At 44.0% G+C, this 13,311-nt stretch carries 12 protein-coding genes; 11 read left to right on the top strand and 1 reads right to left on the bottom strand.

Going from position 1 to position 13,311, the window contains the following annotated elements:
• Window positions 1-213: 213 nt before the first annotated feature.
• Complete coding sequence (locus AA0Y26_RS04220) at window positions 214-1,233, top strand: LLM class flavin-dependent oxidoreductase (RefSeq protein WP_413365402.1); 1,020 nt, start codon at window positions 214-216, stop codon at window positions 1,231-1,233.
• An 81-nt stretch (window positions 1,234-1,314) separates the two neighbouring features.
• Here AA0Y26_RS04220 and AA0Y26_RS04225 read toward each other — a convergent pair whose 3' ends face one another.
• Window positions 1,315-2,991, bottom strand: coding sequence for an NFACT family protein (locus AA0Y26_RS04225; RefSeq protein WP_413365403.1), 1,677 nt, complete (start codon window positions 2,989-2,991; stop codon window positions 1,315-1,317).
• Between the two features lie 188 nt (window positions 2,992-3,179).
• Between AA0Y26_RS04225 and AA0Y26_RS04230 the strand changes: the two genes are divergently transcribed.
• The 10 genes from AA0Y26_RS04230 (at window position 3,180) to AA0Y26_RS04275 (ending at window position 13,311) form a co-directional block, all read left to right on the top strand.
• On the top strand, window positions 3,180-4,055 hold the full coding sequence (locus tag AA0Y26_RS04230) for a YicC/YloC family endoribonuclease (protein WP_413365405.1): 876 nt from the start codon (window positions 3,180-3,182) through the stop codon (window positions 4,053-4,055).
• Window positions 4,056-4,071: 16 nt separating this feature from the next.
• Entirely contained in the window at window positions 4,072-4,689 is a 618-nt protein-coding gene (gene gmk, locus AA0Y26_RS04235) for a guanylate kinase (RefSeq protein ID WP_413365407.1), read from the top strand.
• 3 nt (window positions 4,690-4,692) lie between these two features.
• Entirely contained in the window at window positions 4,693-4,917 is a 225-nt protein-coding gene (gene rpoZ, locus AA0Y26_RS04240; RefSeq protein ID WP_413365408.1) for a DNA-directed RNA polymerase subunit omega, read from the top strand.
• Between the two features lie 67 nt (window positions 4,918-4,984).
• The gene (gene coaBC / locus AA0Y26_RS04245) at window positions 4,985-6,181 is read left to right on the top strand and encodes a bifunctional phosphopantothenoylcysteine decarboxylase/phosphopantothenate--cysteine ligase CoaBC (RefSeq protein WP_413365410.1); all 1,197 of its coding nucleotides are present in this window, start codon (window positions 4,985-4,987) and stop codon (window positions 6,179-6,181) included.
• On the top strand, window positions 6,178-8,595 hold the full coding sequence (gene priA / locus AA0Y26_RS04250; protein WP_413365412.1) for a primosomal protein N': 2,418 nt from the start codon (window positions 6,178-6,180) through the stop codon (window positions 8,593-8,595). Before coaBC ends, priA begins: the two co-directional genes overlap by 4 nt.
• 24 nt (window positions 8,596-8,619) lie before the next feature.
• Window positions 8,620-9,111, top strand: coding sequence for a peptide deformylase (def, locus tag AA0Y26_RS04255; RefSeq protein WP_413365413.1), 492 nt, complete (start codon window positions 8,620-8,622; stop codon window positions 9,109-9,111).
• Between the two features lies 1 nt (window position 9,112).
• On the top strand, window positions 9,113-10,054 hold the full coding sequence (fmt, locus tag AA0Y26_RS04260) for a methionyl-tRNA formyltransferase (protein ID WP_413365415.1): 942 nt from the start codon (window positions 9,113-9,115) through the stop codon (window positions 10,052-10,054).
• Complete coding sequence (gene rsmB, locus AA0Y26_RS04265) at window positions 10,051-11,412, top strand: 16S rRNA (cytosine(967)-C(5))-methyltransferase RsmB (protein ID WP_413365417.1); 1,362 nt, start codon at window positions 10,051-10,053, stop codon at window positions 11,410-11,412. Before fmt ends, rsmB begins: the two co-directional genes overlap by 4 nt.
• Window positions 11,413-11,415: 3 nt before the next feature.
• Window positions 11,416-12,555 (top strand): 23S rRNA (adenine(2503)-C(2))-methyltransferase RlmN, encoded by a 1,140-nt coding sequence (gene rlmN, locus AA0Y26_RS04270; RefSeq protein WP_413365419.1) that lies wholly within the window; start codon window positions 11,416-11,418, stop codon window positions 12,553-12,555.
• Between the two features lie 9 nt (window positions 12,556-12,564).
• The gene (locus AA0Y26_RS04275; protein ID WP_413365420.1) at window positions 12,565-13,311 is read left to right on the top strand and encodes a Stp1/IreP family PP2C-type Ser/Thr phosphatase; all 747 of its coding nucleotides are present in this window, start codon (window positions 12,565-12,567) and stop codon (window positions 13,309-13,311) included.

Here is a 13,311-nt window from a genome sequence, read left to right on the forward strand (position 1 = left end):
TTTAAGTTTTCCATGCGACGAGGATTGTGATTGCGAGGCAATGACAACCGCAGGAGCATAATGAATGGGGGCGCGGCATAAGCCGGGCTTCACTGCTGAAAGAAGAGGCCTTCCAAAATCAGCAGATAATACTGAAGCATAGAGCTATTTCAAAGTCTCTATGCTTTTTTTGTGCTTAAAAAGATGTTTAACTAGAGAAAAGGAGGGATATTTATGGAATTTGGACTATATTCACTAGGAGATCACATGCCGAATCCACATACAAATGAGTGGATCCCTGCCAGCCAGCGCTTAACAGAAATCATTGAAGCGGCAAAGCTAGCGGAAGAGGTAGGAATTGATGTATTCAGTGTCGGTGAGAGTCACCAGAAATATTTCACGACACAGGCACACACGGTATTATTGAGTGCTATTGCACAGGCTACAAAAACAATAAAGATTTCCAGCTCTTCCACTATTATTAGTACTTCAGATCCCGTGAGAGTATTTGAAGACTTTGCTACTATTGATTTATTATCAGGCGGACGGGTAGAAATTATTGCAGGCCGTGCCTCGCGGATTGGTCTATTCGAATTATTGGGCTATGATTTGACTGACTACGAAGCATTATTTGAAGAAAAATTTGCGCTGTTGAACCTAATTAATGAACAGGAAGTAGTTAATTGGCATGGGGAGTACCGGGCACCACTAAAAAATGCTGAAATTTTGCCGCGTCCATTTAATGGAAAATTACCGATTTGGCGCGCTGTAGGTGGAACACCAACAAGTGCTGTAAAGGCTGGGGAAGCTGGCGTTCCGATGGCATTGGCTGCGTTAGGCGGCAATGCACACCATTTTAAACGCCTCATCGATTTATATCGTACTTCTGCTGAAAAAGCGGGATATGATTCATCAAGTTTACCTGTTGCAACAACAAGTTTAATGTACCTGACAGAAAATATTGAGCATGCGATGAACACAATGTATCCTTACTTGAATAAAGGAATGATTCATGTCAATGGGCGAGGCTACCCGGCACAGCTTTTCATGGATGGAGATGCAGTTGAGGATGTGCTGATGGTAGGTGATGCTAGTCGTATCATTGAAAAGATTCTTCACCAGCATGAGCTGTTCGGACATCAACGTTTCCTCGCACAAATTGATTTTGGTGGCGTACCGTTTAAGGAAGTAGTGAAGACGATAGAGATAATTGGTAATGATATTTTGCCGCAGGTGAAGAAGTATACGAAATAAAAAGCGGAACCTCGAATAGATACCTATAACTGCAGGTTCTATTCAAGATTCCGTCTCCAAATTTTTACTTCCTCTATTTTGCTATTTTCTTTTCAAGTGAAGGATAGTATTTTCATCCGGCGTCACAAATAATGTTTTCTGCTCGAAGTAAATGACGAAGCCCGGCTTTGATCCATTAGGTTTTTTCACTTGCCGAATCTCCGTATAGTCCACAGGTACAGAGGAAGAGTCGCGCGCTTTACTGAAGTAGGCGCTCAAGACGGCTGCTTCATGCAGCGTTGTCTCATCCGGCTGGTCTGAATGGATAACAACATGCGAACCTGGAATGTCCTTTGTATGGAGCCAAATATCGCTTTTTTTAGCCAGTTTGAATGTCAAATAATCGTTCTGCTTGTTATTTTTACCGACTGAAATGGGAATGCCTGAAGAAGAAATAAATTTCTCGGGTTCCGGTTTTGTCGGTTTTTTCTTTTTCTTTGAAGCACGAAGCCGCAGATAGCCTTGCTCTGCTAGTTCTTCACGGATTTCTTCAATATCGGCTGGCGCCGCCTGCTGTACCTGCTGGCTCAGCATTTCAAAATACTGAATTTCATCTTCTGTTTTTTGCTTCTGTTCTTTAATCATCACAAGCGCATTTTTTGCCTTGTTGTACTTTGTATAGTAGCTTTGAGCATTTTCAATTGGTGTTTTACGTGGACTCACCGGAATCGTTACTTGATCGCCTGTATAATAGTTTTCAACTGACACACGTTCTGTACCCTTTTCGAATTGATATAAGTTTGCCATCAATAGCTCACCATATAATTGAAACTCCTCTAGCTTGCTGGCACGTGCGTAGTCTTGATCTAATTTTTTTAACTTTAGGCGCAGTTTGTCAATTTCATTTGATAGCCAGCGTTCTAAATCACCTGCTTGCTGTTTTACACGGTCACGCTCAGCCCGGGCAAAGAAAACACGATCTAGCAGCTCGCCAAGTGTAGCATATGTCGCTTGTGCTCCTTCAACATGACGGAGGGCTGCAGGTGAGAAAGCAACTTTACCATTTTCCATGTAGGTTGGCTGTACTGCTTCCTCAATCTCCGTTAAAAAGTCGCGGAAAATGTGCGGATGATTTGTATTATCCAACCTGTATAACAGCTCTGCTGCATGCAAAGGGGAAAAGCCGGCGAAATGCTGTACAATTTCCTTTGGTTCGCGCGGGCGGTTGAAAAAGGAAATGACTTCCTCATCTGAAGTGGTAAATGGATTTACTTTTTCCTGTGCAGGAGGACCGATATAGGTCTGGCCGGGAAGCACAGTTCGGTAACTATTTAAGGACGGAGGAAGATGCTTCAAACTGTCAAGTATCCGCAGATTGTCTGCATCGACCAAAATACAGTTGCTGTGACGGCCCATGATTTCCACAATTAGCTTCCGTATTACTGGATCTCCGATTTCATTTTTGCTTTCCACTGTCATTTCAATAATTCGTTCCCCATCCTGTGCTTTGATGCTCTGGATAAAGCCGCCCTCTAAATGCTTGCGGAGGAGCATACAGAACATTGGCGGCTCCGCTGGGTTGTCGACTGTTTGCCCTGTAATATGTATGCGAGCATAAGAAGGGTGGATAGAAATCAGTAGTTTATGATTAGCGCCGCCAGCACGGATTTGCAGCATCACTTCCAGTGCATTCGGCTGATGAATTTTCGTAATACGTCCTGTTACTAATTTTTGAAGCTCTTTTGTCATAGAACGTGTAAATAATCCGTCAAAAGCCATAGTTCATTCCTCTTTCATTTGTGGGGATTCCACATTTATTTAGATATGCCATTGTCAATTCATTCTCTCTTATGATAGCATTTTTTCTTACGGGTGCCGATGTTTACATATTTATATAATTCAATCGGCATAACAGGTCTAACATATGCTATAATTGTTGCAGTATGCAAAGAAGGGTGTGACGAACCTTGGTGCGTAGTATGACGGGCTTTGGCAGGGGTGTCACAACGACGAAATCTCATCAACTAACCGTTGAAGTTCGTAGTGTGAATCATCGTTTTTTAGAAATTAATACGAAATTCCCAAAAGAGTGGATGGAGTCGGAAGTGTTGGCAAAAAAAATGCTATCACAGACTTTATCACGGGGGAAGCTCGATGTAATTATTTTTTTAAAGGAGCTTCAGACAGCTGAACAGAAAATTGAAATTAACTGGCCGTTATTAGAGGCGTACCGGAAAGCGAAGGAAGAATTGTCGCTAAACATGCTGGTAGAGGAAAAATGGACAATGCAGGAGATCGCGATGCTCGATCAAGTATTAGCCGTGCAGAAAGAAGAACTTGTTAATGATGAAGTGCTTTCTGCAGTAGAAAAGGCATTGGCCGATGCTATTACCCAGCTGATTACGATGCGCGAGCGGGAAGGCACCGAGCTTAAAGCAGTTATGCTGCAATATAAGGAGCAGCTGCAGGCACAGGTACAGTGTATCCGAGAAACATCGGGAGAGGCGGTTGCAAAATATCGGGAGCGTTTAAAACAGCGTGTCGAGGAGTTTACGAATGGACACCTGTTAGAAGACCGATTACTGACGGAAGTTGCCTTGTTCGCTGAACGTGTAGATATCAGCGAAGAACTGGATCGTTTAGACAGCCATTTTCTTCAATTAGCAGAAACGCTGGAGGAAAATGTACCGATCGGTCGTAAGCTCGATTTTCTAATGCAGGAAATGCACCGTGAAATTAATACAATCGGCTCAAAAAATCAGTCTTCGGAAAGCTCGATCGCTGTTGTACAGGCGAAGACAATCTTAGAGAAAATGCGAGAGCAAGTTCAAAATATTGAATAGCTAGAAGGAGTTATAAATGAAGAAACAACGTGGCTTATTAATCGTATTATCAGGTCCATCGGGTGTTGGAAAAGGAACGGTTCGTAAAGAGCTTTTCTCGCAGGCCGATACGAATTATGAATATTCGATTTCAATGACAACGCGTAATCCTCGCGAAGGAGAAGTGGATGGTGTAGACTATTTCTTTAAGACACGCGAGGAATTCGAGACGTTGATCGAAGAAGGCGGCTTATTGGAGCATGCCGAGTTCGTAGGCAATTATTATGGTACACCGCTTGCCTATGTTAATGAAACACTGGATGCCGGGCGTGATGTATTTTTGGAAATTGAGGTACAGGGCGCAAAACAAATTCGTGAGAAGGCACCGGATGCACTGTTCATCTTCTTGGCACCGCCAAGCCTTTCGGAACTGAAGGCTCGTCTTGTTGGCCGAGGCACGGAAACAGACGATATCATTGCGAAGCGTATTGCAACCGCAGAGGCGGAGCTGGAAATGATGAGTTTATACGATTACGTTGTAGAAAATGATGAAGTAGAAAATGCGTGCGACAAAATCAATGCCATCATTAAGGCGGAACACTGCCGCCGTGAGCGTGTAGAAAAAATTTACTTATCCATGTTGAAGGGGGAATAATCCATGTTATATCCATCAGTAGATGCTTTAAAAAAGGAAATCGATTCAAAATATTCATTAGTGAGCCTAGCTTCTAAGCGTGCTCGTCAAATGCAGGAAGAGGGCGGCGAGCGCCTTCATAAATACGTATCTTATAAGCCAGTAGGAAAAGCGTTAGAAGAAGTGGCAACAGGTGTGCTGAAAAAAGAGCAGCAGGATGAGTCAACTATTTACGAGGACGAAGTTTAATAATTGATGCAGGTAGCTCCCGGAGAAGTTTCTTTGGGAGCTTATCATTTGAAAGGGAGAAATTTTTATGCAATCGAAGAATATTTTACTTTGTGTAACAGGTGGAATTGCGGTTTATAAAGCAGTTGCGCTTGTGAGTAAACTGACACAAGCAGGCTTTAACGTAAAAGTAATCATGACAGCATCTGCACAGAAATTTGTAAACCCATTAAGCTTTCAAGTGATGTCTAAAAATGATGTGTTTTTCGATACATTCGATGAAAAGGATTCAAATGTCATTGCTCATATTGATTTGGCAGACTGGGCGGACCTCATTCTAGTAGCACCAGCTACAGCAAATGTTATTGGGAAAATTGCCAATGGAATTGCTGATGACATGGTAACTACGACGCTTCTCGCTGCAACAGCACCTGTATGGATCGCACCAGCGATGAATGTTCATATGTATGACCATCCAGCGGTAAAGCGTAATATTGCGCAGCTCCATACGGATGGATATCGATTTATTGAACCATCCGAAGGTTACCTAGCATGCGGCTATGTAGGAAAAGGCCGCTTAGAGGAGCCGGAGAAAATTACCGAGCTGGTGAAAAAGCATTTTCAGCCTGCTGTTCAACCGTTAAAGGGAAAAAAAGTGGTAGTGTCGGCCGGCCCAACCCGTGAAAAAGTAGATCCCGTACGTTTTCTAACGAATTTTTCTTCGGGCAAAATGGGATATGCAATGGCGGAAGCAGCAAGAGACTTGGGAGCGGAGGTAGTTCTTGTTTCCGGACCAACCAACCTCACAAAGCCTTCCGGGATGAAGGTCATGAATGTCGAAAGTGCACAGCAGATGTTTGAAGCTATTTGGGCGGAATACGAATCTGCTGATATTGTTATTAAGACAGCTGCAGTAGCTGACTATCGACCTAAAAATATGCATGACCAGAAGATGAAAAAGCAGCCGGGCGAAGCTGTATTGGAGCTTGAACGGACCACTGATATTTTAGCAGCACTTGGTGAACATAAAAAACATCAGCTGCTGATCGGATTTGCCGCTGAAACGAACGATATAGAGAACTACGGGATGCAGAAGCTGCAAAAGAAAAAGGCCGATTACATCGTAGCAAATGATGTGACGGAGGCGGGCTCTGGCTTTGGAACAGATACGAACAGCGTTATTTTAATTGGACATGATTACAAAAAGAGTTTTACCCACCTTCCGAAAACAGAGCTTGCGTACCGGCTTCTCACAACGATAGCAGAGAGGGAAGATTTCAAATGACACTAGTCGTTGCACAAGTCATCGTTGATGTAGCAGCGTATCCAGTGGACCGGCCGTTTGATTATCTCGTACCTGAAAAGTGGCATGATTTAATCGAGGCGGGCAGCCGTGTAAAGGTTCCGTTTGGACCACGTAATGTATTAGGATTTGTAGTGGCGCTCCAAAATGAAACGGACGTGCCAATGAACAAAATTAAACCGGTATCTCAGGTGCTGGATATTGAACCGGTATTAACAGAGGAAATGTTGGAGATGGCCAAGTGGCTGAAGCAACAGACAATTTGCTATGAAATTGATGCTCTGCAAGCCATGCTGCCATCTGCACTTCGAGCAAAATACGAAAAAATCGTACATTTATCAGTCGAGGCAGAAGCGATTCCTGAGCAGCTACAGACATTTTTCAATCGAAACGGCAAGGCGGATTTTAAAAGTTTTGAAAAAGCTGGTCTGCTGCATGAGCTCAAACAGGCTGTTAAGGATGGCTTTGTCACAATCGAAAATAGCGTAAAGCAGCAAGGAGCAGTAAAGGAAATTCGCAAGGTGCAAATTGAAATGGATGTATCGAAGCTTGGGCGGATCGAGGCGGAAATTTCGAAGCGTGCGGCAAAGCAAAAGCAGCTTGTACGATGGATGACAGAACGCCCAGGTCAAGTTCTTTTACCAGACGAAGTATGCAGCGAAGCGGGCGTCACGATGGCTGTATTGCAATCCGTTATAGAAAAAGGCGCAGCCGCCTTTATTAAAGAGGAAGTATATAGGGATCCGTTTACAAAGGAAATTGCGAAAACGAATTTTCTAAAGCTGACAGATGAGCAGGAGACGGCGCTTTCTGCTATTACCGGCGCAATGGATGCGCATTCCGCTGATACATTTCTGCTTCAAGGAATTACGGGAAGCGGTAAAACGGAAGTGTATTTGCAGGCTATCCAGCATACGCTCCAAGAAGGCAAGGAATCTATTGTCCTGGTCCCTGAAATTTCCCTTACGCCTCAGATGACAGAGCGTTTCCGTTCGCGTTTTGGCGAGCTCGTGGCAGTGATGCATAGTGGCTTGTCCGTCGGTGAAAAGTATGATGAATGGCGAAAAGTCCAGCAGGGCAAGGTGAAGGTAGTAGTCGGTGCACGCTCAGCAATTTTTGCACCTTTTGAAAACCTTGGGCTGATCATACTCGACGAAGAGCATGAATCTACCTATAAGCAGGAGGATTCGCCGCGCTATCATGCAAGAGATGTGGCTATTTGGCGGAGCGAGTACCATAAATGCCCGGTTATTTTAGGAAGTGCAACACCGAGTCTGGAATCATTTGCGCGCGCGAAAAAAGGTGTCTACACGCTACTAACATTGAAAAAGCGCGCGATGAATCAGGGCTTACCTACTGTACATGTAGTAGATATGCGCGAGGAGCTAAAGCTTGGTAACCGTTCGATGTTTTCTATTCAACTGGCGGATGCAATACGGGAACGTCTTGTAAAAAAAGAGCAAACGGTATTGTTTTTAAATCGTAGAGGCTATTCTTCCTTTGTGCTATGCAGGGACTGTGGAACGGTTGTGGAATGTCCGAATTGCGATATCTCGCTAACATACCACCGTTTTAGTGAAAAGTTAAAATGCCACTATTGCGGACACGAAGAATATGTACCGCAAGCTTGTCCAGAATGTGCAAGTGACCATATCCGCTTTTTTGGAACGGGTACACAAAAGGTCGAAGAAGAGCTCCATAAATTATTTCCAGAGGCGAGAGTGCTCCGGATGGATGTAGATACAACGAATAAAAAGGGTTCCCATGAGGTCATCTTAGATGCTTTTGGACGTGGAGAGGCAGACATTTTGCTTGGCACGCAAATGATTGCTAAAGGACTTGATTTCCCGAATATCACACTTGTTGGGGTATTAAGTGCCGATACGAGCCTTCATCTGCCAGACTACCGTTCAGCAGAACGGACATTCCAGTTGCTGACACAGGTGAGCGGGCGTGCGGGGCGGCATGATAAGGCAGGGGAAGTCATCATACAAACATATACCCCTGAGCATTATGCAATCGAGCTGTCGAAGGAACAGTTATATGAGCCATTTTATGAACATGAGATGTATGTCAGAAGGCAGGCTAATTATCCTCCCTATTACTATCTGGCGCTCATTCAGGTCTCTCATGAAGATGTAATGATGGCCGCGGAATATGCTGCAAGAGCTGCAGAATATTTACGGGGTAATCTATCGTCTACTGTCTCTATCATTGGCCCTACAACGGCGAGTATCAGCCGCCTCCAAAATAGATATCGATATCAATGTTTGATAAAATATAAAGTAGAACCAAATCTGATTCCGGTGTTATTGCAGTTAATAAAATTGTACCGCTCGGAATGGATAAAAAAAGGAATTCAGCTCACAATCGATTTGGACCCTTCCATGATTTGAGCTTGTGAAAGAGGTAAAAAATATATGGCAATTAAAGAGGTAGTGAAGGCGCCTGCAAAGGTTTTATCTTCTAAAACAAAAGAAGTTGAAGTGATCGATGAGAAAATCATTGCGCTTTTAGATGATTTATACGACACAATGGTGGAATACGACGGTGTAGGAATTGCTGCTCCGCAAATCGGTGTAAATCTGCGTGTAGCTATAGTGGAACTTGGAGAAGATATTTTAGAGATGATCAATCCGGTAGTTCTTGAAACACGCGGTGAAGCCGAAGATGTAGAAGGATGCCTGAGCTTCCCTGACTTGTTCGGGATGGTAAAGCGTCCGACTTACGTAAAAATTGAGGCGGCAGACCGTGAAGGCCGTATATATGAGTTAGAAGCAGAAGATTTTGAAGCACGTTGTATTTTACATGAAATTGATCACTTAGATGGGGTGCTGTTCGACTCGAAAATGACGCGTGTATTGACACAAGAAGAGCTTGATGAAATGTACGCGGACGTTGAGGAGGAGTAATATGACATCTGTTGTTTTTATGGGCACACCAGCCTTTTCAGCACCAATTTTGCGCATGCTTCATGAAGAAGGCTATCAGGTGCTGGCTGTTGTGACACAGCCGGATCGCCCGGTAGGTCGTAAAAAGGTGCTAACGCCGCCCCCGGTAAAGGAAGAGGCGGTACGTTTAGGACTGCCGGTTATTCAGCCGGAAAAATTAAGAGGTTCTGAAGAACTTCAGCAAATTATTGATCTTGGTGCTGATCTCGTCATTACTGCTGCGTTTGGTCAAATCCTGCCGAAGGAGCTGCTTGAGGCACCGCGTCTTGGCTGTATCAATGTGCATGCTTCTTTACTGCCGCAGTATCGGGGGGGCGCTCCTATCCATCAAGCCATTATCGACGGACAGGATACTACTGGTGTAACAATCATGTATATGGCTGAAAAGCTGGATGCCGGCGACATTATTTCCCAACAGGGAATTGTAATTGAAGATACTGACCATACCGGCAGTATGTTTGAAAAATTAAGTGAAGTGGGCCGGGAGCTTTTAAAGAATACCTTACCTTCAATTATTGATGGGACAAATCCTCGAATCCCACAAGACGAGTCAAAGGTAACGTTTGCCTCTAACATTAGCCGTGAACAGGAGCGCATTGACTGGTCAAAAGAGGCTCGTACAATTTACAATCAAGTACGCGGTCTTCATCCATGGCCTGTTGCCTATACAACGTTTGAAGGCGCCAACTTTAAAATATGGTGGGCGCAAGTCGGTACGACAGCCAATGATCGTCAGCCAGGTGAAGTGGTGGCTATCCATCAAGACAATTTCGAGATTGCTACAGGAGAGGGCGGCTCTCTAGCTGTATATGACTTGCAGCCAGCAGGTAAAAAGCGTATGACAGCACAGGAATACCTTCGTGGTACAGGCTCGAAATTACAGATTGGAGACCGTTTTGAATGAGTAAAAAGAAGCAACAAATCTGGGATGGCAACGTAAGAGATGCTGCTCTTTCCATCCTGCTGGCGGTCGATAAAAATCAGGCATACAGCAATTTATTGCTCCACCAGACGATCGAGAAATATAAAATCGATGTGAAAGACAGAGGTTTACTGACGGAGATTACGTATGGTACCTTGCAACATAAGCTGACACTAGATTATTATCTAGAACCTTTTATCAAAGGCAAGGTGGATTTATGGGTACGCTGGCTTTTACGCCTGTCGCTGTATCAAATGGAATATTTGACGCGCATTCCAGCGCATGCTGCTGTAAATGAGGCTGTAGAAATTGCAAAGCGACGAGGCCATAAAGGGATTGCTTCAATGGTCAATGGCATATTGCGTTCGATTTTACGTCAAGGTGTACCAACGGTTGAGGATATCAAGAATCCGGTGGAGCGCCTTTCGGTTGAGACGAGTCATCCGCAATGGCTGGTAGAACGCTGGGTAGAAAGCTATGGCTTTGATGAAACGGCCGCTATGCTTCATGAAAATAATATACCGCCAGTACAGACGGTTAGGGTCAACATGACACGTGCAACTGTAGAAGATGTATTAGCGTCTCTTGAGCAAGAAGGCGTGAAGGCGAAGCAGAGTGATATGATGCCTGAATGTATCCATTTGACAAATGGAACAGCGGCACGTACAAAAGCGTTTAAAGAAGGGCTTATTACTATTCAGGACGAAAGCTCCATGATGCCTGCAAATGTTCTTGATCCAAAGCCGGGAATGAAGGTGCTCGATATGTGTGCAGCCCCGGGTGGCAAGACGACGCATATGGCAGAAAAAATGGAGAATGATGGCTCTATTTTAGCGATGGATTTACATCCACATAAGCTCGATCTTATTGATGAAAACACAGCACGTCTTGGACTGGATATTGTTCAGACAGCGCCGGTCGATGGACGAAAGGCTGCAGACTTTCTTGCAAAGGAAAGTTATGATGCGGTGCTTGTTGATGCCCCTTGCTCAGGATTGGGCGTTATGCGCCGGAAGCCTGATATTAAATATACAAAGCGCGAAGAGGATTTAGAGAGTTTACAGGCGATCCAATTAGCGATTTTAGCTAATGCAGTACAAGTACTAAAACCCGGTGGACGCCTCGTATATAGTACATGTACAGTGGATAAGCGTGAAAATGAAGGGACGGTAGAGGCATTTATTTCTACACACCCGGAAATGGAACGTGAGGAAATAACAAATTTACCAGAAAAACTATTAGCGAAACAAAATAACGGGATGCTGCAAGTATTCCCGCAAGATTTTGGCAGCGACGGCTTTTTCGTCGCAGCGTTTCGTAAAAAAGGAGAAACAATTTAAGTAATGGATCAAAATAAATTTGATGAACGTATTCAAGATTTAGTGGAAGAGACGGAAGTCAAGCCGGTTCGTCGTCAGAAAAAAGAAAAGCCTCAATTGAAGGAATCGATTTATTCCCTGCGCCCAGATGAACTGCAGGAATGGTTAAAGGAAAACGGAGAAAAGCCGTTCCGGGCCGGACAAATTTACGAATGGCTGTATGACAAGCGTGTCAAAACATTCGAAGAAATGTCTAATCTCTCTAAAGGGCTGCGTGAAAAGTTAGAGGAGAATTTCGCGTTAACAACGTTGTCGACACTTATAAAGCAGGAATCAAAGGACGGGACAATCAAGTTTTTATTCCAGCTGCAGGACGGCTATTCTATTGAAACAGTATTGATGCGCCACGATTACGGGAATTCTGTCTGTGTCACGACGCAGGTAGGATGCCGTATTGGCTGTACATTCTGTGCCTCTACATTAGGCGGGCTGAAACGCCATTTACTGGCGGGAGAAATTGTAGAGCAGGTTGTAAAAGTCCAGCAAACATTGGATGAAGTGGACGAACGTGTAAGCTCTATTGTTATCATGGGGATTGGCGAACCGTTCGACAACTACGATGCAATGATGAACTTCCTGAAAATTGTTAATAATGATAAGGGCTTAAACATCGGTGCTCGCCATATTACTGTTTCAACTTCTGGGATTGTACCAAAGATTTATCAATTTGCCGATGAGCAATTGCAAATCAACTTTGCAGTTTCACTGCATGCCCCTAACCAGGAAGCACGTCAGAAATTGATGCCGATTGCCCGAGCATATAAAATTGACGAACTATTGGAAGCAGTCCGTTATTATACAAAGAAAACAGGCCGTCGTGTAAGCTTTGAGTATGGATTGATGTCTGGTGAAAATGACTCAGTCGAAGTCGCTAATGAATTAGCTGATTTGATCAAAGGAATTAAGTGCCATGTCAATTTGATACCAATCAACTATGTACCGGAGCGTGACTATGTTCGTACATCACGCAGCAGCATTTTTGCATTTGAGCGTACATTGAAAGAGCGTGGCGTGAATGTAACAATTCGTCGTGAGCAAGGAGCAGATATTGCAGCAGCTTGTGGACAGTTACGTGCACAAGAACGCCAAGATGAAGTAAGGTAGGTGACCATTTTGAACTTTACAGTCGAAATTGATGTTGGATTAAAGCGTGCAGTTAATGAAGATCGGGTCGCATTTGTCGAGCGGCCTGATCAATTCAAACTTGCTATTTTGGCAGACGGCATGGGCGGTCATAATGCAGGCGATGTAGCAAGTGAAATGGCGATTGAGCAGATGCGAAAGCTTTTCCTTAAGGAGGAAGGCACCCGCTTCCATTCCCTAGAAAGCCGCAAGGAGTGGCTTCGTGATGCTGTATCACAAATTAATGATGAAATTTATCGTTACTCCCTATCACATGAAGACTGTCAAGGAATGGGGACTACACTCATCGCCGTGCTGGTTCATCATATGGACTGCATTATTAGTCATATAGGTGACAGTCGGGTTTATCATTTCACTAACGAGTCGGTTACGCTAATTACGCGTGACCACTCATATGTGAATGTTTTATTAGAAAGCGGTCAAATCAGTGAAGAAGAAGCTCAAAACCATCCACAGAAAAATTTCATACTAAAATCACTTGGAACAGAAAGCTCTATCCAGCCGGATTTTTATGATACGAAAGTGGAGGAAGACTCCTATTTACTCATTTGTTCAGATGGACTGAGCAATAAGTTGACGGCAAATGAAATGGCCGCAATCATTACATTGCCTATGCCACTGAAAGAAAAAGGAGAAAAACTCGTCAAGCTGGCAAACGACAGCGGTGGTGAAGATAATATTTCCCTTATATTAATGACGATGAAAGAGGAGGTGTAG

The organism is Lysinibacillus canaveralius, from assembly GCF_047301505.1.
GTDB lineage: Bacteria > Bacillota > Bacilli > Bacillales_A > Planococcaceae > Lysinibacillus_B.

What these genes read in the sequence shown, in the direction of transcription:
- coaBC (WP_413365410.1), top strand. Translation starts at nt 4,985, where the DNA reads ATGCAATCGAAGAATATTTTACTTTGTGTAACAGGTGGAATTGCGGTT.
- rsmB (WP_413365417.1), top strand. Translation starts at nt 10,051, where the DNA reads ATGAGTAAAAAGAAGCAACAAATCTGGGATGGCAACGTAAGAGATGCT.
- AA0Y26_RS04225 (WP_413365403.1), bottom strand. Translation starts at nt 2,991, where the DNA reads ATGGCTTTTGACGGATTATTTACACGTTCTATGACAAAAGAGCTTCAA.
- AA0Y26_RS04220 (WP_413365402.1), top strand. Translation starts at nt 214, where the DNA reads ATGGAATTTGGACTATATTCACTAGGAGATCACATGCCGAATCCACAT.
- gmk (WP_413365407.1), top strand. Translation starts at nt 4,072, where the DNA reads ATGAAGAAACAACGTGGCTTATTAATCGTATTATCAGGTCCATCGGGT.
- rpoZ (WP_413365408.1), top strand. Translation starts at nt 4,693, where the DNA reads ATGTTATATCCATCAGTAGATGCTTTAAAAAAGGAAATCGATTCAAAA.
- def (WP_413365413.1), top strand. Translation starts at nt 8,620, where the DNA reads ATGGCAATTAAAGAGGTAGTGAAGGCGCCTGCAAAGGTTTTATCTTCT.
- rlmN (WP_413365419.1), top strand. Translation starts at nt 11,416, where the DNA reads ATGGATCAAAATAAATTTGATGAACGTATTCAAGATTTAGTGGAAGAG.
- fmt (WP_413365415.1), top strand. Translation starts at nt 9,113, where the DNA reads ATGACATCTGTTGTTTTTATGGGCACACCAGCCTTTTCAGCACCAATT.
- priA (WP_413365412.1), top strand. Translation starts at nt 6,178, where the DNA reads ATGACACTAGTCGTTGCACAAGTCATCGTTGATGTAGCAGCGTATCCA.